General features: G+C 65.9%; 18 protein-coding genes. 9 read left to right on the forward strand and 9 right to left on the reverse strand.

The window, feature by feature from the left end; genetic code table 11:
- A partial coding sequence (locus G3N99_RS08020) for a LysR substrate-binding domain-containing protein (RefSeq protein WP_241011533.1) occupies positions 1-817 on the forward strand: 817 nt, incomplete at its 5' end.
- 171 nt (positions 818-988) lie between these two features.
- Positions 989-1,885 carry a DUF1932 domain-containing protein gene (locus G3N99_RS08025; RefSeq protein ID WP_206122079.1) on the forward strand — a complete coding sequence of 299 codons (897 nt, stop codon included), beginning with the start codon at positions 989-991 and terminating at the stop codon, positions 1,883-1,885.
- A 59-nt stretch (positions 1,886-1,944) separates the two neighbouring features.
- Here the strand turns inward: G3N99_RS08025 and G3N99_RS08030 are convergent, their stop codons facing one another.
- From G3N99_RS08030 to G3N99_RS08050, 5 genes are all read right to left on the reverse strand, one after another.
- A complete protein-coding gene (locus tag G3N99_RS08030; protein ID WP_206122080.1) occupies positions 1,945-2,496 on the reverse strand; it encodes a DNA-binding protein in 552 nt (183 codons plus the stop codon).
- 44 nt (positions 2,497-2,540) lie between these two features.
- Positions 2,541-3,788 (reverse strand): MFS transporter, encoded by a 1,248-nt coding sequence (locus tag G3N99_RS08035; protein ID WP_206122081.1) that lies wholly within the window; start codon positions 3,786-3,788, stop codon positions 2,541-2,543.
- A gap of 298 nt (positions 3,789-4,086) precedes the next feature.
- Positions 4,087-4,416 carry an H-NS histone family protein gene (locus tag G3N99_RS08040; RefSeq protein ID WP_027792132.1) on the reverse strand — a complete coding sequence of 110 codons (330 nt, stop codon included), beginning with the start codon at positions 4,414-4,416 and terminating at the stop codon, positions 4,087-4,089.
- 327 nt (positions 4,417-4,743) lie between these two features.
- Positions 4,744-6,093 carry a reverse transcriptase family protein gene (locus G3N99_RS08045; RefSeq protein WP_206122082.1) on the reverse strand — a complete coding sequence of 450 codons (1,350 nt, stop codon included), beginning with the start codon at positions 6,091-6,093 and terminating at the stop codon, positions 4,744-4,746.
- Positions 6,094-6,358: 265 nt separating this feature from the next.
- The gene (locus tag G3N99_RS08050) at positions 6,359-6,931 is read right to left on the reverse strand and encodes an Osa protein (RefSeq protein ID WP_206122083.1); all 573 of its coding nucleotides are present in this window, start codon (positions 6,929-6,931) and stop codon (positions 6,359-6,361) included.
- Between the two features lie 558 nt (positions 6,932-7,489).
- Here G3N99_RS08050 and G3N99_RS08055 point away from each other — a divergent pair.
- Positions 7,490-7,762, forward strand: coding sequence for a hypothetical protein (locus G3N99_RS08055; RefSeq protein ID WP_011350268.1), 273 nt, complete (start codon positions 7,490-7,492; stop codon positions 7,760-7,762).
- Positions 7,763-8,335: 573 nt separating this feature from the next.
- On the opposite strand, the gene G3N99_RS08060 is transcribed toward G3N99_RS08055, so the two are convergent.
- Together G3N99_RS08060 and G3N99_RS08065 are read right to left on the reverse strand one after the other, a co-directional pair.
- Positions 8,336-9,577, reverse strand: coding sequence for a cytochrome P450 (locus G3N99_RS08060; protein ID WP_206122084.1), 1,242 nt, complete (start codon positions 9,575-9,577; stop codon positions 8,336-8,338).
- 79 nt (positions 9,578-9,656) lie between these two features.
- Positions 9,657-10,628, reverse strand: coding sequence for a PDR/VanB family oxidoreductase (locus G3N99_RS08065; RefSeq protein ID WP_206122085.1), 972 nt, complete (start codon positions 10,626-10,628; stop codon positions 9,657-9,659).
- Between the two features lie 529 nt (positions 10,629-11,157).
- Here G3N99_RS08065 and G3N99_RS41825 point away from each other — a divergent pair.
- From G3N99_RS41825 to G3N99_RS08090, 4 genes are all read left to right on the forward strand, one after another.
- Positions 11,158-12,789 carry a helix-turn-helix domain-containing protein gene (locus tag G3N99_RS41825; RefSeq protein WP_346778479.1) on the forward strand — a complete coding sequence of 544 codons (1,632 nt, stop codon included), beginning with the start codon at positions 11,158-11,160 and terminating at the stop codon, positions 12,787-12,789.
- A gap of 345 nt (positions 12,790-13,134) precedes the next feature.
- Positions 13,135-14,880: an amidohydrolase family protein gene (locus G3N99_RS08080; protein WP_206122086.1), complete on the forward strand. Its 1,746-nt coding sequence runs from the start codon at positions 13,135-13,137 to the stop codon at positions 14,878-14,880.
- Positions 14,873-15,598 (forward strand): SDR family NAD(P)-dependent oxidoreductase, encoded by a 726-nt coding sequence (locus G3N99_RS08085; RefSeq protein ID WP_206122087.1) that lies wholly within the window; start codon positions 14,873-14,875, stop codon positions 15,596-15,598. The genes G3N99_RS08080 and G3N99_RS08085 overlap by 8 nt, the downstream gene beginning before the upstream one ends.
- A 184-nt stretch (positions 15,599-15,782) precedes the next feature.
- Positions 15,783-17,198: an MFS transporter gene (locus G3N99_RS08090; RefSeq protein ID WP_241011534.1), complete on the forward strand. Its 1,416-nt coding sequence runs from the start codon at positions 15,783-15,785 to the stop codon at positions 17,196-17,198.
- Between the two features lie 80 nt (positions 17,199-17,278).
- Here the strand turns inward: G3N99_RS08090 and G3N99_RS08095 are convergent, their stop codons facing one another.
- Together G3N99_RS08095 and G3N99_RS08100 are read right to left on the reverse strand one after the other, a co-directional pair.
- Complete coding sequence (locus tag G3N99_RS08095) at positions 17,279-18,055, reverse strand: SDR family oxidoreductase (RefSeq protein ID WP_206122089.1); 777 nt, start codon at positions 18,053-18,055, stop codon at positions 17,279-17,281.
- A gap of 241 nt (positions 18,056-18,296) precedes the next feature.
- On the reverse strand, positions 18,297-19,229 hold the full coding sequence (locus tag G3N99_RS08100; RefSeq protein ID WP_206122090.1) for an AraC family transcriptional regulator: 933 nt from the start codon (positions 19,227-19,229) through the stop codon (positions 18,297-18,299).
- A 117-nt stretch (positions 19,230-19,346) separates the two neighbouring features.
- Here G3N99_RS08100 and G3N99_RS08105 point away from each other — a divergent pair, with 117 nt between their 5' ends.
- Both G3N99_RS08105 and G3N99_RS08110 read left to right on the forward strand, forming a co-directional pair.
- Positions 19,347-20,252, forward strand: a complete 906-nt coding sequence (locus G3N99_RS08105; RefSeq protein WP_206122091.1) for an alpha/beta hydrolase — start codon at positions 19,347-19,349, stop codon at positions 20,250-20,252.
- 127 nt (positions 20,253-20,379) lie between these two features.
- The gene (locus G3N99_RS08110; protein ID WP_206122092.1) at positions 20,380-20,766 is read left to right on the forward strand and encodes a VOC family protein; all 387 of its coding nucleotides are present in this window, start codon (positions 20,380-20,382) and stop codon (positions 20,764-20,766) included.
- Positions 20,767-20,881: the final 115 nt, after the last annotated feature.

Below are 20,881 nucleotides of genomic sequence, written 5' to 3' on the forward strand. Positions count from 1 at the left end.
TGAAAGCGGCGCGGGATTCGCGCTGTTCCATCGGCATCCGCGCGGCCTGCTGCTGACGACCGACGGCGAAACGTTCCTGCTGCACATACGGCGCGCACTGAACGAATTGCGGCATGTCGCCGACGACGTCGCGGCGCTGCACGGCAGCATCCAGGGCGTCGTGACCGTCGGCGCGCTGCCGCTCGGCCGGACGCTGATGCTGCCCGAGGCCGTCGCACGCGTCGTCACGCGTTTCCCGAAGGTGCGCGTGATCACCGACGAAAGCGCGTACGAAGCGCTCGTCGCGGGCGTGCGCGCGGGCGACATCGATTTCATCCTCGGCGCGCTGCGCGCGAGCGACCCGACGAGCGACCTCGGAAACGAACGGTTGATGTCGGAGAGCCTCGTCGTGCTGGCGCGGCGCGATCACCCGCTCGCCGGCGTGCGCAACCTCGGCATCAAGAGCCTCGCCAGCGCGCAATGGATCCTGCCGCGCATTCATTCGCCCGCACGCGGCCTGTTCGAAGCGCTGTTTCGCCGGATGAAGCTCAAGCCGCCGATGCCGACGGTCGAGACGGCCGACCTCGCGGTGATCCGCGGCCTGCTGCTGCACACCGACATGCTCGCGGTGCTGTCGGCGCAGCAGCTGCGTTACGAGTGCGATTCGGGCTTGCTGGCCGTACTCGACGTCCCGCCGATGCGCGAGACGACGCGCGATATCGGGCTGATGACGCGCACCGGCAGCCCGCCGTCGCCGGCCGCGCGCGCGTTGATCGACGCGATCCGCATCGTCGCGACCGAGGTGGCGCGCGCGCCGCATGCTGCCGTCGGGCGATAAGGAAAGCGCATGGCTGTCGCGGCGGGTTCGCATTGCATGCGCATCGGCCATGAACCGACAATGTCCTGCAATGGCCGGTCGGCGCGGCATCGATTCGCGGCGCCGTCATAAGCGTGCCGGATACCGTCCGTCGTGACGGCCGCGGCCCCCAATCGTGAAGGAGCGACACGCATGAACGATTCGACGATCGCATTCATCGGATTCGGCGAGGCCGGCGGCCTGCTCGGCGGCGCGCTGGCCGCGCGAAACGTGCGCGTGACGATGTACGACCGGCTGCTCGACGACGCGCACACCGCGTCGGCGATGCGCAACAGGGCCGCGCGCCTGAACGTGCGGGCCGCACCCACCCTCGCCGATGCAGTCCGCGATGTGCGGTGGATCGTGTCCGCCGTCACGGCGTCGTCCGATGCCGACGTCGCCGACGCCGTGGCCGCGTGCATCCGGCCGGGCCAGACCTTCATCGACATCAACTCGGTGTCGCCGGCGATGAAGCAGCACGGCCAGCAACGGATCGAAGCCGCCGGCGGCCACTATGTCGAAGCGGCCGTGATGGCGCCCGTGCCGCCGTACGGGCTCGCCGTGCCGATGCTGCTGGGCGGTCCGCAGGCCGAAGCGATCGCGTACGAGCTGAAGGCGCTCGGCTTCAATGCCCGGGCCGTGTCGGCTCGGGTCGGCGTCGCGTCGGCGGCCAAGATGTGCCGCAGCGTGATGATCAAGGGCATCGAGTCGCTGACCGTCGAATGCCTCGGCGCTGCCCGCGCGTATGGCGCCGACGCACTCGTGCTCGCGTCGTTGCGACAGACGTTCGACCAGTTCGCCGCATCGCCCGACCTGCCCGGCTACCTGATCAGCCGCGTCGCCGAACACGGCCGCCGGCGCGCGGCGGAGATGCGCGAAGTGTGCGAGACGTTGCGCGAAGGCGGCATCGCGCCGGAGATGAGCGCGGCATGCGCGCGCGTGCAGGATCGCTTCGTCGACAGGATGGCCGAGCGCGGCCTCGACTACGACGCGCTACTGCCGTTCGACTGGACGCAGACGCTCGACCTGCTTGATGGCCGGCAGCGGTAGGAACCGGCCGTGCGGCCGCGCCGACGTCGCGACAATCGCGGTCGACGCAACGCGATTCACTATCGCAGCGCCTGCTCCGCCGAAAACGCGCGTTCCACGAAGCGGATCACGTCGTCGAGCGACGACGTGCACGTGGCCCCCACCGCGAGCTCGCGAAACGCACCGTCCGGCCCGAAGCAGATGAGCGGCTTGCCCCAGCGCTGCGCAAGCGCAATCTCCTCGGCCGTGCCGTGGCCGCCCGGCAGCGCAACGATCAGGTCGCTGCTCAGCACGTTCACGTAGTTGCGGTTGATCGTATCCGGGGCGGCGTCCGGCTCGCGGCGCGGCAGCGGCGTGAGGATCGGGATGTCGACGAACGGATGCGGATAGCCGTCGAGCGGCACGAAGCCCGCGAGCGGATCGGCCTGCGTCGGCAGGATGCCGATCGATCGCCCCGCCCGCCCGGGCACGCCGACGAACGCGCGCGCGACCGCCAGCATCACGCCCTGCCCGCCGCCCGTCAGCAGATTGAAACCGGCCTGCGCGAGCCAGGCGCCGAGCGGCTCTGAAAACGCGAGCCACGGCGCCTTGCCCGAGCCCATTACGCCGATCGTCCTGTTCCGCTGTTGCATCGTGGTTTTCAGTGAAGTCGTTGTGTTACGCGCGATCGCCGCGCTCATTCGAGTTCGACGCCCTTGAGCTCGGGAATCAGGAACAGCGTCGCGACCATGTCGAGCACGTACAGGCCGGCGAGCAGCGCGATGGCCGTCTGGAACGAGTAATGCGCGGCCAGCGCGCCGACCGCGACCGGGCCGAAGCCGCCGACCGCGCGGCCGATGTTCCACAGCACGTTCTGCGCGGTCGCGCGTGCGGCCGTCGGATAGCCTTCCGACATCAGCGTTCCGTAACCGCCGACCATCCCGTTGACGAACACGCCCATCAGCGCACCGGCCCACAGCATCGCGGTCGGGTCCGACAGCCGCGCGTACGCGAGGACCGTCACGACCGCGCCGAGCTGGTACAGCAGGAACGTCGGCTTGCGCCCGATGCGGTCGGCCAGCTGCCCGAACACCCAGACGCCGATCATCATCCCGACGACCGTCGCCGCCGTCCACAGCCCCGACTTCGTCAGCGAGAAGCCCATCTGTTTCGACAGGAAGGTCGGCAGCCAGATCATGATCCCGTAGTAGCCGAAGTTCTGGACCGAACACAGGATCACGATGCCGAGGCTCGTGCGCGCGGTACGACCGTCCGCGACGAGCAGGCGGAACGCGTTAGGCTTCGGCTGCGCTGCGCGCTGCACGAACGCTTCAGGCTCGTGCAGCTTGTTGCGCATCGCCCAGGCCAGCACCGCGGGCAGCACGCCGACCAGGAACATCCCGCGCCAGCCGATGTGCAGCAGCAGGAACGGCGTCAGCAGCGCAGCCAGTAGCACGCCGGCCTGCCAGCCGAGCGCGACGTAGCACGACACGCGTGCGCGCTTGCTGGCCGGCCACGCTTCCGCCGCGAGCGCCATGCCGATCCCGAACTCGCCGCCCAGCCCGATGCCCGCGATGGTGCGGTACACCAGCAGATCCTGGAAACCCTGCGCGAACGCGCACAGCCCGGTGAAGATCGCGAACAGCAGGATCGTCCAGGTCAGCACGCGCACGCGCCCGTAACGGTCGCTCAGTGCACCGAACAGGATGCCGCCCGCGACGGCGCCGATCAGCGTCCACGTGACCAGCGCGCCGCCCTGCCCGGGCGTCAGATGCAGCGCCGCCGTGATCGCCGGCAGCATGAAGCCGAGGATCAGCAGGTCGAAGCCGTCCATCGCATAGCCGATCGCCGATCCGGCCAGCGCTTTCCACGCGTACGCGCCGACCTGCTCCACGCGCGGGGCCGACGGGCCGCCGAGCGACGAAGATTTCATGTTTGCTGCCATGGTGTCCTGCCACGATTGTCCGGCGACATTCTAAGGCCTGTGCCCGCGAGCAAAGGGCTGGCCGGCCAGCCGGCGGCGAGGGTCCGCGTGCGCGGCGGCACCCGCTTGCGGGACGGCGAGCGGGAATCTGCGGGTCATGAACGGGAGGGAAAAACGGCGATCCGGTGTCGGCGGCGAGGCCGGCGATGTCGCGGTCAGGCCGGACACCGGATGAAAAACAGCATGCTGGCGGAGTGTTGCCGGCCGGCCCGCTCGTGCGAACCGGGCGGCGCCGGGTGGCCTCGCGGCCCGGCCGGCTTCAGCCTTGGTCGTCTCCGGGCCACCAGGTCTTGGCCTCGCGGTCGACGGCGAGCGTATCGAGATCCTTGCCTTCGAGCCATTTCGGCCGCGGGCCGCGGCCCGACCATGAGCGGCCGGTCGTCGGATCGTAGTACTTGGCAGGCGCCTTGCGTTTTCGCTGGACGATGTAGCCAAGCGCGCTCAGCACTTCCTGCTGCGAAATTCCCAAAAGCTCGACCTGTTCCTTGAATGCCGCGAGCGCGGCTTGCTTCTCCTTCTGCTTCGCATCCGACAGCTTGATGTTCAGGTCCCGAAGTTGTGCTTCGAGTTCCTGCAGGGCCTGGGTCATGTATTCATCCTCTTTGGGCATGTTTTCGCAAAAAGCTCCGATGGCGGAACCTACCACGAAGTTCCGCCGATGGGGGCTGTCAAATGTGTGAATCGTTTGCCGGAGCCGGCATGGCTTGCGCGATACGCACTAAACGACGTCGCGCGTCAATCAATGACGGACAGGACCGGGCCGGCAACGCGCAGCCCGCCAGGTACGAAGGTACGGCGAACGGCTGCGGCAAGTAAGCGCCGCACCATGGCACAGGCGCGGCATGGCGCGAATGATAGCAGTGCTCGGTGTCGTGTTGCAGAAGACGGCGGCCGGCGTTGATCCGGATACGTCCGATTACAGGCCGACGTCGTGGGCGTCCCACGCGATCCGGTCGAACAGCGCGCGCAGCTTCGCGCCGCGTGCCGCGTTCAGCGCGGCCGCATGCGCGACGCGCCCGGCGAGATGCGCGCGGAAGTCCGGATGCGCATCGCGATTCTGCGACGCCGGGCCGCTCCGGATGCAGTTGGTCAGGATGGCCTTCAGGAGATCGAACTCATCGCGCGCCAGGTTCGGATGACGATTGACGACCACGCCGGCCAGTTGCTGCCGCATGCCGCGCCGCATCACGCGCGTCTTGCGCAGTTGCAGCGCAAACCCCTCCTCGAGCGCGATCGCGGCGACCCGGACCTGCAGCCGCTCGACGTCGCGCGCCAGCGTGCCGCCGCCGGAAAAGGCGAGATCGTCGGCATAGCGCGTGTAGGTTGCACCGAGCGAACGTGCGAGCGCGGCGAGCCGCATGTCGAACCGGAACGCGCTCAGGTTCGCCAGCGCCGGCGACGTCGGCGCGCCCTGCGGCAAATGCCGTTCGCGATAGCGCTGGCGAGCGATCCAGTCGAACCGGTCGCGCAGGTCCGGCGCGAGCAGCCGCGCGGACGGCACGCGGTTGGTGCACAGCCCGGTGAGCGTGCGCGCGACCTCGACCGGGTACCCGAGCGTGACGAACAGCGCGTGCACGCGTGCGGCGCGTATCGATACGAAGAAATCCGCCAGATCGAAACGGACGACGACATCGCGATCCGCATGCGGCGCCGCGAACGACACGATGCCGTGCCCCTTGCGAAAACCGTGCACCGCACCGTGCGGCGCAATGCGATCGAGCAGCCCGTGCAGGATGCGGCGCTGCGCTTCGCGCAGCCGGCCTTTCGGGATTTCGACGAGGCGGCTGCCGCCGCTGCGCTTGTCGTGCGCCACGTACGTGTAGTGATGCAACGGCGTGGCGCTGCTGCGTGCGTCGACGCGCCAGTGGTCGGACAGCCAGTCGAGTTCCGGCGCGCTCACGCCGAGCCAGGCGGCAAGATCGCCGGGCGTCGCCCATTGCGGCACGTCGCTGCCGGCGAGCGGCGCCGGCAACGGCCGCTGGACGGGTGGCCGCCGCACGACGCGGATCACGGTCGGCCGATCTTCGCGATACCAGGCGCGCACGAACGCGGCCGCATCGGCCAGAACCGCCGCCAGCGTGTCGATGTCGACGTCGTCCCAGTGCGCGCCGAAGCGGGCGAGCGCGGTGTCCGCACATTCGTGCGCCCACGGCTGCGCGTCGCCGAGCACGGCGGCCATGCGCGCGATGACGCCGCCGCGCTCGGGCGGCCCGGCGAGCATCGCCTCGGCAATCGTGCGGGTGGTATCGCGCAGGGATGAATGCATGGGGAAAGATGGGCGGGACGATGAGCCAACGTGACTGGTGCTGCGAGGGGAGGCGTTACGCAACGCGCAACCCAGCCCCTTGCGACGCATCGGGGTGTCAATCTGATCCACGGGGTAGCCCCGTAGTCCTGGAACATCGGCTGCCTGTTCCGGGCGTGTGCTTGACCCACCGGCCCGCGATGCGACTTTAATGGCCGCGAACGCGGCGTGTCAAACCAGGTGACGATCCGGCGCCGCCGCGGCGTGCCGGATCGCGACGGGCGACCTACGCGTGCCGGGAAAACAGTTCGCGGTACGCGATCGGCGCGACGCCGACGCCGGCCATGTTGTTCAGCATCGTGGCCCAGGTCGCGTTGTCGACGCTGACCGGAAACGACCGCACGCGGTTGGCGAGCAGCCAGAAAGTGCGCGTCATGCCGTTGCTCATCGCGACTTCGTACCCGCTTCCCTCGAGCCAGTAGCCGACCGGCGGCAGCGCCACCGGTTCGAGGCGGCCGGCCCGGAACGCGGCGGCGGCCGACGCGTACTTGCCGTCGAGCGGCATGACGCGGCGCGGCACGCAGTCCTGCGAGTTCAGTTGCGGAAACGTCGGGCTCGTGCCGAGCCACAGGCCGTAAAAGGTCTGCGCGTCGAGATGGACGACGAAGCGATCCGTTTCGGCGGGTGTTGCCGCCATGTAGCAGTCGGCCTGCCCCGGAACGGTAACGCGCCACATCGCGCGCGTCGCGCTCAGGTCGACCAGTTCGCTCGCCTGCGGCCGCGGCTGGATGGGAGACGGACGTCCCGCTTCGCGCAGGTCGCGCGCGCGATCGAGTCCGATACGAAGACGTGTCAGCATGGGCCCTCTCTTTCTCTCGTCACTTGTTCGAATGAGTCAGGGGACGGGCAATGACATCGTCACGTGTCTGCAATACGCGGGCCCGGTGTCCTGACGCTCCCGGCATGGCCGGGAACTCGCGCAGTGTAGCGCCTTTCCGGGCCGGCGCGAGTCGACCTGGCCCGCCACATCATCAACCATCGAATCAATACTCGTCGGCGATTATTTAAATATCGAAATAATCAAAAAACAAAAATAGCCGACCGCAGAATTCAATAAAACAACATTCAAACAAAAAATTATCGAATTCGATTAACGATAAATTAATACGATTGGCGCCCTCAAAACCAAATAAATAGTCTGTGTTGTGCGCCGCAACACCGCGATTCAAAAATCAACGAGATACGGAGGCGCAGCACGAATCATTGCATTCGTGCTTTGTCGCATAGTTTCCACCTTGTCAGGCCACCGTTGATTTCCAGACACTTGTGAATCGGCAATCCGGAAAGACAGACTGTCTTCCCGGGCGTGACCAACGTCGTCCGTTCGCTTTAAATCATTCAATATCAAAGGAAAGTCATGAAGAAGATTGCAACCGTGCTGTTTTCAGCACTGATGCTCGCCTCCACGTGCGCGTCCGCCCAGGCGCTTTGCAAGGCCGGCAAGATCGACAAGATCGAAACCGACACCACCGGCAACTTGCTGGTGACCATCAACGACGGCATCTACTCGTTCAGTGCCAAAGAGGTTTATTCAATTATTTACCAGGCGTATTCGGAAAACAGGAATCTGTTTATCTATGGGAATAATTGCTCGAATGGCTCGCCGGCGGCCCGCTTTGCCATTCGCTAATCAACCTTAAATGCTCGACGATTATCCGTGCGTGGAGTCCGGGGCTGGATTGATATTCTGAATCCAGCGCCGTCGCGGGCTGGGGTGTCGGCGCTGCGCGTCATGACACCTGCATGCCCGCTGCCTGAGCCGCCCCGCTACCAATGAAGCAGGCCGTGCTTACCGTGACGGGTCAGGCGCCCCACACTTCGTCGCCCGTTGACCTCATGCTAATGTGCTCGGCACTGTCATCGTGCATGAGCGAAAGAAAATGGGAAAGTGGCTTGCAATCGGCATCGCTGTCGGCGCTGCGGTTGGTGCGGCAACTGAAAGCATGGGTCTGTGGTTGAGCCTGGGAACGGCAATGGGCTGCGCAATCGGAGCCGGCGCTGGCGCCAAAAGGCCGCGTCGGTAGTCACGCGTCGATCGGGCAGCCGTTCAGCGCCCGTTTGCCAGGAGAGTCGAAGACCGACTTGCAGCGCCGTATCAAGTAGCCCCGTCACCGGCCGCCTGCGCTCAGGCACGACACCCGGACGCAGCCTGCGTGACGGCGCTTTGTCCGCGCCTCTGCACCTTCACGCCAGATCGCCCCCCCTACGCCCGCGTGAAAGGACACCCCCCACCCGCGACTTCCCTGCCCGCCGCCGCGGCCAGTTCCGGCCTCAGGACGAAAGGCAACGACACGATATGCCGCCGCACCGTCGCTTCATCGACGATCGGCGGATTGTCATGGTCCAGGTCAATCCCCAGCTCGAGCAACGCATGGGTGATCATGTGAAGCGTGCCGAATTCGGTGTCCTCGTTGTCCACGTTCTCCGCCGTGATCGGCACCCCCGCCGCCAGCACCCGGCCCACGCACGCATGCGGCCCCGCTCCGAAAGAAAGCCCCGGGGCGGCAGTCCGGCCGGGCGGCACGCGATACGGATTGAACGTGTCTGCGTCCGGCCCGAAGATGTCCGGGTTGCGGTTGGCAGTCGCCATGTCGAACTCGATCACGTCGCCTGCGGCCACCTCGCTGCCGTCCGGGATATGCATCGGACAGGACGCCTGGCGCACCGAGACGACCTGCGGCGGATGAAGCCGTATCGCTTCCCAAATGAATTTCTGCAGCGTGGCGGGTTCGGCAAGCAGCGTCTCGCGCGTACCGGGATGATCGCGACACCACATCAGGATGTCGAGCATGATGAAGCACAGCGTATTGGCCTGGGTGGCCGAGCTGGCCAGCAGAAACAGCGCGGCATCCTTGACCATGACGTCATGGGGCAGCTCGCCGTTCGGGTAGTTGACCAGCATCACGGTCATCACGTCTTTCGGCAGTTCCGCCCCCTGATCGATCAATGCCTGCCGACGCCTGGCCGACGGGACATAGAAATCGCGTTCGAACTCCACGAGCGCTTCCCGGATTTTCCGGTTCGCGTCGTCCACACTCCCCGACAACAATTGGCCGACGGTCGATACGTGGGCCAATCCGCGAATGATCTTGAGGATGCGGGTCGTCTCCTCCTCGGTGCCGACCCGGTCGATACCGGTGACGTCGGAGGTCAGATTGACCAGTGCCTGAAACGCCAGGATGGCCACGTCACCCCGCCCTTCGGCGACGACGGGCTTCAGCACCTGATCGAGCGCGGCGGGCAACACACGGTTCTGGTAGTCGCGAAAGAATTCACGCGTAAACAAGCTGTTGAGCGCCTGGCGCTTTCTCAGGTGGGCGTCGCCGTGAAGGTTCACGACCGTATCCTTCATGAAGAACAAGGCCGCGTCGTACATGGCCTGTTGAAGGGTCTTGTCCTTCATCGTCTTTTCCGCATCGCGATAGGTATCGATTCTATGTTTCATGAATTTTCCTCCACTCCATGTAATTTCGTTATCCGAATGATTTTTGCAACAGGCATCCACATGAACACCCCTCATCCTGCTACTCCAGAGCGATAACGATCATGTCGTCGGCTGCCCGCGAACAGCACGGCATGAACGACTTGTTCGCCGCGCGTTCCGCGGCGGTCAAGTACTGGTCCCGATGATCGATGGCGCCCGACACGACCATCGTCTGGCAGGTTCCGCAATTGCCGGCCTCGCAGGAACTCGGAATGTCGATGCCGGCCTCGACGAGGGCATTCAACGCGGTCTGGTGTTTCCCGACATGGATGATTTGCCCCGTTTCGGCGATCTCGACGTCGAACGCCCGGTCGCCGTCCTGAACCTCGACGGCGGCACCCGTAAAGGATTCCGAATGGACGCGCGGATCCGGCCATCCCGATTGCGCCGCGGCCTGCTTCACCCATGTCACGAAGCCCGACGGACCACACACGTACAGGTGCGTTCCGGCGGCCGGATTCGACAACACGGCATTCAGATCCACGCGCCGATCGTCAGGCGCGTCGTCGAAATAGAGGTGCGCGTTCCGCCGCCATCCGGACTGCCCGATTCTCGTCTGGAAAGCCATGCGCTCCGCGCTGCGCGTGCAGTAATGGAAATCGAAGCTGGCGCCGCGCGACGCCAGCGCCTCCGCCATCGCCAGGACCGGCGTGACCCCGATCCCGCCAGCCAGAAGAAGACTGTGCGTTGCATCTTCCGCCAGCGGGAAGTGATTTTTCGGCGAGGAAATATCGATCGTGTGGCCGACCTCGACCGTCTGGTGAATCGCGCGCGATACGCCGCGCGATTCCGGTTCGAGGAAGATACCCAGTTGATAGCGGTCGGTTTGGACGGGCGCGTTGCACAACGAATACTGTCGTGACGGCAATCCGCGCAAATGGACTTCGACGTGTGCGCCGGCCTCGAAGGCCGGGAGTTTCTGGTCTTCGTGAATGGCGCGCAATTCCAGCACGCAAATGTCCGGCGTTTCATTCCACTTCCGCGTGACTTTCACTGCAAGGGTAGCTGGCATTTCAACGTCTCCCAATTCCTGTTCGATACACGGCCGTCAGGCCGGCCTTGCACTTTCGACACTCAGGTTGTTTGCCTTTCGTCGGGACCTATTGAAGCGCCGCGCGCAAGCGCCGGGCAAACCTGTCGCTTGAGCCTCCTCGTACTTTGGAATCGAAACAGGGTTTCCCCGAACCGCCGCAGGGTCGCAACATGCGCGACGCTCGCCACGCATCATCCGGTGGAACATGCGCCGGATTGCGCGCTTGCGATGCATGCGGATTCGGTGCTGACGCACATCGCGTTCCGGAATTCGAAAAGACCGACGACGTCTCGTCGCAACGCGCATTACCGCGCTTTAAAGGGATTTCCCCGGCGCGTCCGAAAGCCACTTATTGCTACACTTGAAAGCGCAGCCAGCGGCGCCATACGACGACCCGCGGATACCGTCCGACAGGCGCGCTGCCAACGGAGACACGATGCAGCCCGGAAAACTTTCCTCCTCGCCTGTCCGTACGCGATGTCGCAACGGTCCATCCGGCATCGATACCGTGTGGCCCAAACCGCAGCAGGGGGAACGGATCGCCAACAAGGCCATGATGACGCCGCTCGCGCGCGGTCTGTCGATCCTGTCGGCCTTCGATGGTCACACCCCTTCCCTGAGCAACCTCGAAATCGCACACGCGACCGGTCTGCCGGCGCCAACCGTGCTGCGGCTGTCGCGCTCGCTCGTGACGCTCGGCTATCTCAACCACGATGAAGCCACCCGCAGGTATTCGCTTGCACCGGGCTCGCTGGCACTCGGCTATGCCGCGATTTCCGACGCCGACATCCAGCGCGTCGCCAGCGCGGAAATGCGCAAGTTCGCCGAAGAGACCCACACGCTCGTACTACTCGGTACGCGGGATCGGCTGGAAGTGATCGTCCTCGATGCCCAGCGAAGCAGCGAGGCGATCTTCGATCTGCAACTAACCGCGGGAATGCGCGTTCAGATCGCGTATTCGCTGATGGGCTGGACCCTGATGGCCGTGCTTCCGGAAGCCGAGCGCGCCTATTTGCGCAGGAAAGTGGAACGGCGCGCGGGCCAGCTGTGGGCACCGATCCGGCAACGCATGCTCGAGAAAATCGATCAGGTCAGGGACCTGGGCTTTGCGACCTTGCACGGACACTGGGAACCGGAAATCGCGGGCGTCGCCGCGCCGATCCTGCTGCCCGGCCGGCCGCCGGTCGTCCTCGCCTGCGTCAGCCGCGCGGGCGCGCAGTCGAAGGTTCAGGTCGAACGGGAACTCGGCCAGCGGCTCGTCGCGCTCGCGCGCACGCTCGAGACTGCGTGCCGGACGGCGACCGATTCGAACCACGGCGAGATGCCGCCCGAGCCTCCATCGTTTCATCTCGACGACGCGATGCGTCGCCCGGCCCAAATCACGATGACGCTGGATCGCGGGCTGCAACTGCTGCGCGCGTTTCATGCCGAGCGTGCACCCCGAACGATCCGGGAGCTCGAATGCGAGACCGGGATGTCGAGATCGGCCGCCGCGCGCCTGACGTCGACGCTCGTTCACCTGGGCTTCCTCCGCCGCATCGCGGGCAGCCCGCATCTCGAACTGGCGAGCGGCGTGTTCGCGATCGGCCAGGCGTTCGTCGAAACGAATGCAGTCACACGGCTCGCCGGCCCGGTTCTGCAACGGCTGGCCGACCGGCTCGACGTCTGCGTTGCGCTCGCCGTGCCTGATCACCTCGACATGCTGTATGTCGCGCATCGCACCAGCAGCCGGATTTCGACGTTGCGGCTGGGCGTCGGCTCGCTGGTGCCGATGAGCACCACGGCGATCGGGCGAGCGTGGCTGTGGGCGTTGCCGGATCACGAGCGCGCACGTTACATGATGCCGTTGCTGGAGAAGGCCGGCGCGCAAGCCGTCGAGATCCGGAACCGCATCGAACGCTCATTCGACGAATTGCGCTCCACCGGCGTATGTACGTCGGTCGGCGAGTATCAGCGGCACTCGTACGGGATCGCACTGCCCATTCGCGTCGGCCGTTCGGCCACGCCGATGTCGCTCGCTTGCAGCGCGGTCGACGTCGATCCCGATATCGAAGCGATCCGACACCGGATCGTGCCGGCGCTCAGGCGCGCGGCGGCCGAACTGACGGCGGTGCTCAACCACGCGCATTCAGCGCAGTAACGATGCCGATCGCGGTTGCGCGACGCAGCCTGTCGCGTCACGCCGTCTCGCGTCAGCGTGCGCAACAGGACTGACTGCCTTCATCGCAACGTCGTAACGTCTCCTCGCCCTTCTTCGGAAAATCGTTCCGATTCGCAGTCCTTATATTCTTCGCGCCTGCCGCTCCAGACGACTCGCCGGTTCGCCATGCTCCGCGTCGCCTATGTGTCCAGTGTCGAGTATCCCGTGCTCAACGCCTGCACGAGTCCAATGTACGGAAAACCTTCATCGATTCCGTTGACGCTCGCGCAATGTGCTTCGAAGATCGACCGGCACTTCAGGGTAATAAAACAGGAGACAGATCCAATGAGCATACCTGCCCGCAGCAAGTTGCAAGCCGCCGATTTTGACGTCGTGATCCGGTCGGGCACGATCGTCGACGGCAGCGGTGGACCATCCTACGTGGCCGATCTCGCGATACGCGACGGCAAAATAGTCCGGATCGGCCGGATCGCCGAGCGCGGTGTCGAGGAAATCGATGCGACCGGCCAGATCGTGACACCCGGCTTCGTCGATATCCATACGCACTACGATGGGCAGGTCACGTGGGAAACCCGGCTGTCGCCCTCCTCGAACCACGGTGTGACGACGGTCCTGACCGGCAACTGCGGCGTCGGTTTCGCGCCGTGCCGGTCGACCCAGCGCGACACGCTCGTCAAGGTGATGGAAGGCGTCGAGGACATTCCCGAGATCGTGATGACGGAGGGCATCCCGTGGAACTGGGAGACCTTCCCCGAGTACCTGGAGACGCTGAAGGCACGCCGATACGACATCGATTTCGCGACCCAGGTGCCGCACAGCGCGATCCGCGTGTATGTGATGAACGATGGCGACGGACCGCCAGACACGGCCCAGTTGCGGCAGATGACCGAGATCGTGCGCGACGCGATCCGGGCAGGCGCATTCGGCGTCAGCAGCTCGCAGCATGCGGGGCATCGTACGGTCGAAGGCGATCTCGCCCCGAGCGTGAAGGCGGCGACGGACGAACTGTTTGCCCTTGCGGAAGGATTGAAGGAGGCCGACGGCGGGGTCTTTCAGGTCATCACCGACGGCTACAGCGCGAAGTCCGACGCGGCGAAGCAAATGGCGCTGATCCGCAGGATCGCGGAAATCTCGGGCCGACCGGTCAGTTACTCGCTCCTGCAGAAGGACCACTGCGTCGATCTGCCGGAAGCGATGCTCGCGCTCAACCGCCAGGCGCAAGCCGACGGGCTCCCGATCCGGGCGCAGGTCTTTCCGCGTCCCGTCGGGCTGATGTTCGGTCTCGGCCTGTCGTTCCATCCGTTTCGATTCCGCCCGAGTTACGAAGCCATTCACGCGCTGCCGCTCGACCAGCGTGTCGCCGCGATGCGCGAGCCGGCGCGCCGGCAGGCGATCCTGTCGGAAACGCCGGCGCATCCCAATCCGGTGTTCGTCAACATCGTGAAGGATTTCGAGGATTCGTTCGTGCTGGGCGACCCGCCCAACTACGAACCCACGCCCGATCAGTCGATCCGGGAACAGGCGCGCCGTACCGGCACCCCATCCGCCGAGCTCGTGTATGACCTGCTGCTCGAACGCGACGGCACCGCGATCCTGCTCGCCCCGTCTTCCAATTATTCGGAAGGCGACCTCGAGGCCGTGCGTCGCATGATGGTCGACGACAACACGCTACTCGCGCTCGGCGACGGCGGCGCGCACTACGGGATGATCTGCGACTCGAGCTACCCGACGACGGTGCTGTCGTACTGGACGCGCGACCGGCCCGAAGGCCGCGTATCGCTCGAATGGGCGGTCAACAAGCTGTCGCGCCGCAACGCGCTCGCGATCGGCCTGACCGATCGCGGCCTGCTCGCCGAAGGGATGAAGGCCGACATCAACGTGATCGACTACGCGAACCTGACACTGCACGCGCCGCATCCCGTCCACGATCTCCCTGCCGGCGGACGGCGGCTCGTCCAGTCCGCGGACGGCTACACCGCGACGCTCGTGAACGGCGTCGTCACCTACCGCGACGGCCAGCCGACCGGCGAGCTACCCGGCCGTCTGCTGAGGAGCGGCGACTATGCGTGATGCCACGATCGATCAACCCAACAATATGCGCCTGGACAGCAAGGTCATCGTGGTCACGGGCGCGTTCGGGCAACTGGGGCGCGCGGTCATCGACGCACTGCTGCACCTGCACGCCAGGGTGGCCATGCTCGACGTCCACGACGGCCGCGCGCCGGACGGTGCGCACGCATGGCGCGTGGATCTCGCGTCGCTGGACGACACGCGCACTGCGATGAACGAGATCGCTGCACGGTGCGGCCGCATCGACGGCCTCGTGAACATCGCGGGCGGCTTCACGTGGACAACGCTCGAAGACAGCGACGACCTGTCGGAATGGCAGCGGATGGTTGCGGTCAACACGACGACCTGCGTAACTGCGTCAAAGGCCGCGCTGCCGCATCTCGTGCAACGCGGCGGTGCGCGCATCGTCAACATCGGCGCGGCGAGCGCCGTGCGCGCGACCGCCGGCATGGGCGCCTACGCGGCCGCGAAATCATCCGTCGCACGCTTCACCGAAGCGCTGTCGGAGGAGCTCAAGGTTCGCAACATCACGGTCAATGCGGTGCTGCCCGGCATCATCGATACCCCGACAAACCGGCAGGACATGCCCGATGCCGACTTCAACGCGTGGGTGACGCCGCAGGACGTCGCAGGCGTGATCGCGTTTCTGTTGTCCGATGCGGCGCGGTCGATCACGGGTGCACTGCTACCGGTAACGGGAGGATTGATGCGCACCTGACGCCCCCGGGCCTCCGGCCGCCACGCGACTGGAGGCCGGCATCACCATCGCTTCCTATAATTAGACATACGAATCAATAAACGCACGAAAGGAATCGACCAATCAGCCACCGACAACCGGTTCGGTCATGCCGGGCGACGGCACGCGCCCACGGAACGACGTCCGTGACGACCAGGAGGAGATCATGAAACATCCGACGCAGAACGCTATCCCCGAACCCGGCTCGCTCGACGGTCCGATTGCTCACGCGCCTTCGCGGCATACGGTGCTCGACAGCCCCTACGCCTGGTATGCACTGATCGTCATGACAGGCACCTGTGCGCTGTCGTACATCGACCGGCAGTTGCTGAACCTGCTCGTCGACCCGGTCCGCCATTCGCTGCGGATCAGCGATACGCAATTGAGCCTGGTACAGGGTGCGGCGTTCGTGGCCGCCTACCTGATCGCCGTCCCGCTCTTCGGGCGGCTTGCCGATACCGCGAATCGCCGCAACGTGCTGGTCGCGGGGATTGGTGCGTGGAGCCTGTTCACCGCGCTGTGCGGGCTGGCCGACAGCTATGAAAAGCTGTTCGCCCTGCGCTTTTGCGTCGGGGCGAGCGAAGCGTGCGTCATCCCGGTCTGCTACTCGCTGATCGCCGATCACTTCTCGACCCGACACATTCAGCGCGCAGTCAGCATTTTTCATGTGGCACCGCTGTTCGGCAGCGGATTCTCGCTCCTCGCGGGCGGCGCGGTCTTCATGCTGGCCGGCGAGATGCGCACGTGGCTGCCGATCCTGAACCCGCTCGCCACGTGGCAGATGGCGTTCGTGCTGATCGGGTTGCCCGGCCTGCTCGTCGCCGCCGTCGTCGGCCTCACGGTGCGCGAGCCCGCGCGCCAGCAGATGCGTCATTCGGCCACCGGCGACAGGACCTATTCGCTGCGCGAAACGACGGCGTTCATCTGGCTGCATCGCGGCTTCTACGTCCGCATCTATCTCGGCATCGGTATGCTCGCGATGATGGTGCTCGGCATGCCCGCGTGGCTGCCGACGTTCCTGGTGCGTGTCCACGGTGCCGCGCGCGCGACGGTCGGGTTCAACTTCGGCCTCGTGGTGATCGTCTTTGCGACGGTCGGCACGCTGATCGGCCCCTGGGTCAGTGCCGCCGTATTCGAAAAGCGCGGGTACGTGGACGCGCCGCTGCGCACGGCCGCCTGGTCGATCGTCGGCGCCGTCTTCTGCTGCGCGGCGATACCGTTCATGCCGGACATGCGCGGCACGCTCGCGATCACGGCGGCCGCCGTGTTCTTCTACAGCCTGCCGACGGGCGTGATGGCGGCGACGCTGCAGCTCGGCACGCCAGGCCGCATGCGCGGCACGGTCGGCGCGCTGTACAGCCTCTGCGGGCAGTTGATCGGCTTCGGACTCGGCCCGACCACCATTGCGCTCGTCACGGACAAGGTCTTCAAGGATCCGAACAGCGTCGGCTATTCGATCGCGATCGTCTGCCCGATCGCGTCGATCGTCGCGTCGTGGCTGCTGTTCACCGCGCTGCGCCACTATCGGGCGCTGCTCCAAGCCACGCGGCAGCACGGCGGCGAACCGCCCCGCCGCATCTGACCAACCGAGGCCGCTCGGCCGGTCGTCCAGACGACCGGCCGAGGGCCCTGCATATGCCCGCGCGAAAGGCGACAGCCCGCTCAGCCCTTGCCGATCGCCGCGCGCGTGCCGCCATCGACGGGCAGCACGGCGCCGTTGACGTATCGCGCGGCATCGCTGACGAAATAGAGAATGGCGCCGGCCACGTCGTCCGGCTGCGCGATGCGTCCGAGCGGCGACGCACCGTACGGCCGATAGCCGGACGCGGCGGTCGCGCCGAGCACCTGCCCGAGCATCGGCGTCTCGACCGTGCCGGGCGCGACCACGTTGAACGTCACGCCGCCCGGCGCCAGCTCGACCGCAAAGACGCCCGACATCACGTGCAGCGCGGCCTTGGTCGCGCCGTAGAAACCCGAGCCGGCCTTCGGGCTCATCCCGGCCACCGAGCCGACGAACACGACGCGCGACGGGTCCGCCACGCTCGCGCGTCGCCGCAACCCCGGCAACGCCGCGCGCACGCAAAGCCACGGACCCATCACGTTGACGCCGAACATCAGCTGCAACGCGTCAGGCGCATGATCGGCGAGCGGGCCGGGCCGGATCACGCCGGCGGAACAGATCAGCGCGTCGATGCGAACGCCATCGCGCAGGATGGCGGCAAACGCCTCGTCCACGCTGGCCGGGTCGGACACATCGCAAACGGCATGCCGGAACCGATCGCCGGCCTCGAAGGCCCGTGCCTGTTCCCGCAACCCGTCGGGCGACAGGTCGAGTCCCCATACGTGCCATCCCTGCGCGAGCAGCCGCTCCACGGTGCACCTGCCGATGCCCGACGCGGCACCGGTCACGACGGCAAGTTTTCCGGTCGATTGGGTCATGGGCGGTCACCCATGCTCGACAGAGCGGTCGCATCCGGTTCGCCGCAGCCGGCGCGCAACACATCGAGGGTTCGGTTCATTCGGCTTGTCTCCCGGTAATTGAAGGGTTTTTCTCGGGAGACATTGAATATCCGCGTGCAGGCTTGCATCAACGGCGACGGCCACGTGTTGCCGTACATTGAAATCGGCGCGGCCTGCTCGTGCACGCTGCGGCCGTCAACTACGCCGCAGTCACACCGCATCAATGCCCCGCGTTGGCCGCGACCAGAGACTGACGCCGATATTGCGTCGGCGAGCACGACATGATTCGCTTGAAGGCGGCACTGAACGAGCTTTCCGACTTGTACCCCAGCGAGAAGGCAATCGACGCCACGTTCTCGCTGCCGTCGCGCAGCCGCCCCGCCGCCATCAGCATGCGCCAGCGCGCCAGGTAGTCCATCGCCGTGCTGCCCACCAATGCCTTGAAACGCTGCGCAAACACGGTGCGCGAAATGAGTGCGACCTCGGCGAGTTCTTCCAGCGTCCACGCACGGTCGGGCTCCGCGTGCATCGCACCGATCGCGAGGCTGATGTGTCGATCGGTCAGTGCGAGAAACCATCCCTTCGGCAGCGCGTTCGATGTCCCGAGAAACAGCCGCAGCACCTGCACCAGCATCACGTGCGCGAGGTAGGTGGACATCAGCACGCCACCCGGCTGCGGCGTGTGCAACTCGGCGACCAGTTGATCCAGCGACCAGCGCAACACCTCCGCCTGGCTCGATGCCCGCGGGATGTCGATGATGTGCGGCAGCGCATCGAACAGAACGGCGGCATGGTTGCCGGAGAACACGAAGTGTCCGCAAACGAGCAACACCTCGCCGCCGCCGTTGTGCAGCGCCACCTGGTTATGGGTGATCGCGTCCATCAGGTGTTCCGCGTTCTGCGGCGGCAACGCCGGATCGGACGACAGGACGAAGCGGCTCCCGCGGTTCAGCAGGAAGCAGTCGCCCTCGTCGAAGCGGATCGGGTGTTCGAGATCGTCCGACACGCCCCAGCACGTGCCGCGCATCAGCGCGGCAAATTTGACGCCCTCGTGCGGCGGAAAGTCGAACGACCACGCGCCGGCGGCATCCAGGCCCGCGTAGTACTGGCTCCGGGGTTGGAGCAGCGAGAGCACGTCTGAAAGGGGATCCATCACGAAATCCGTACGATCGAATAAGAATTAGGTACTTTAAAGCATGGTTCGTACGCACCTCAAGGACTAACATGCCGCTACCGATTCACGATCGAATCACCGCAGAGGACCCCGAACATGCAATCCGTGACGTTCAAGAACAGCGCGATCGACATGGCCGCGAACCTGTATTTCCCGGCCGGCTTCGACGAGCGCAACACGTATCCCGCCATCGTCGTCACCCATCCGGCGGGCGGCGTGAAGGAGCAGACGGCAGCCATCTATGCGGGCAAGCTCGCGGCCGAAGGCTTCGTCACCCTCGCCTTCGACGCGTCCTGTCAGGGCGAGAGCGGCGGCGAGCCGCGCCAGCTCGAAAACCCGTATGCGCGTGTCGAGGACATCAGCGCGGCCGTCGACTACCTCACGACGCTGCCCTATGTCGACCGGCAGCGCATCGGCGCGATGGGCATCTGCGCCGGCGGCGCCTATACGGTGACCGCGGCACTGTCCGATCGCCGCATCAAGGCCGTGGGCGCCGTCAGCGCGACCAACTACGGCGCGATCCTGCGCAATGGCTGGGAGGGCCGCAGCGACCTGAGCGGCGCGTTCGCGATACTGGAGAACGCCGCGAATACCCGTACCGACGAAGCGAACGGCATCGATACCGTCTACTACCCGATCGTGCCGACGACCGCGGCGGACGCGCCGAATGCCGACCTAGCCGAAGCGGTCGAGTATTACCGCACGCCGCGCGCGCAGTGCGCCACGTCGCCGAGCACCGCGCCAGTGCGCAGCCTGATGCAGCTCGTGACGTTTGATGCGTTCCACCTGGTCGAACTGTTCCTGACCCAGCCGATCCAGCTCGTCGCCGGCGAGGAAGCGGGCACGCGCTGGATCAGCGAAGACCTGTTCCGTCGCGCCGCGAGCAAGGACAAGCACCTGCACATCGTTCCGGGCGCGTCGCACGTCGGCCTGTATGACAAGCCGGACTGGGTCGGCGAAGCGATGTCCAGGCTCGGCCCGTTCTTCAAGGCCAAGCTCTGAGCACACGCGCCAGGCGGCGGCGCGTACGGAGCCGGCTGGATCGGCCGGCACGCCGGAACCCCGAAGGCCCGTGCGTGACGCATCCCCCCAGCCTCCACTCATTGCCTACCATCTGGATACCAAAATAATGTTCAGCCATGTCAACCTGGGCAGCAACGACCTTGCACGATCGCGGAAATTCTATGACGCCGTGCTCACCGTCGTCGGTGCGGCGCCGGGCGCCGATATCGACTTCAACTCGCCGCGTATCGTGTACCAGCACGACAATGCCCTGCTGGTCATCACGTCGCCGCTCGACGGCAAGCCGGCCTCGATCGCCAATGGCGGAACCATCGGGTTTGCGATCGGCAGCATCGAGCAGGTCGAGGCCTTTCACGCCGCCGCCCTGGCACATGGCGGCAGCACCTGCGAAGATCCGCCGGGCGAACGGAGCACGCCGTTCGGCGCGTTTTACCTCGCCTATGTGCGCGATCCGGACGGCAACAAGCTTTGCGCGTTCCACAAGCCTGCGTGAGCAACCGGGATTCGTGCTGCCGGCGTTGACGGGTGGCACGAGCGCCGTCGCATGACGGCCGATCCGGCTGCCGCACGCGCAGCTCCGAGCCCGCTCCGTTCCACCGGCCGCGCGC

The sequence above is a fragment of the Burkholderia sp. Ac-20392 genome (assembly GCF_017104585.1).
Classification (GTDB): domain Bacteria; phylum Pseudomonadota; class Gammaproteobacteria; order Burkholderiales; family Burkholderiaceae; genus Burkholderia; species Burkholderia lata.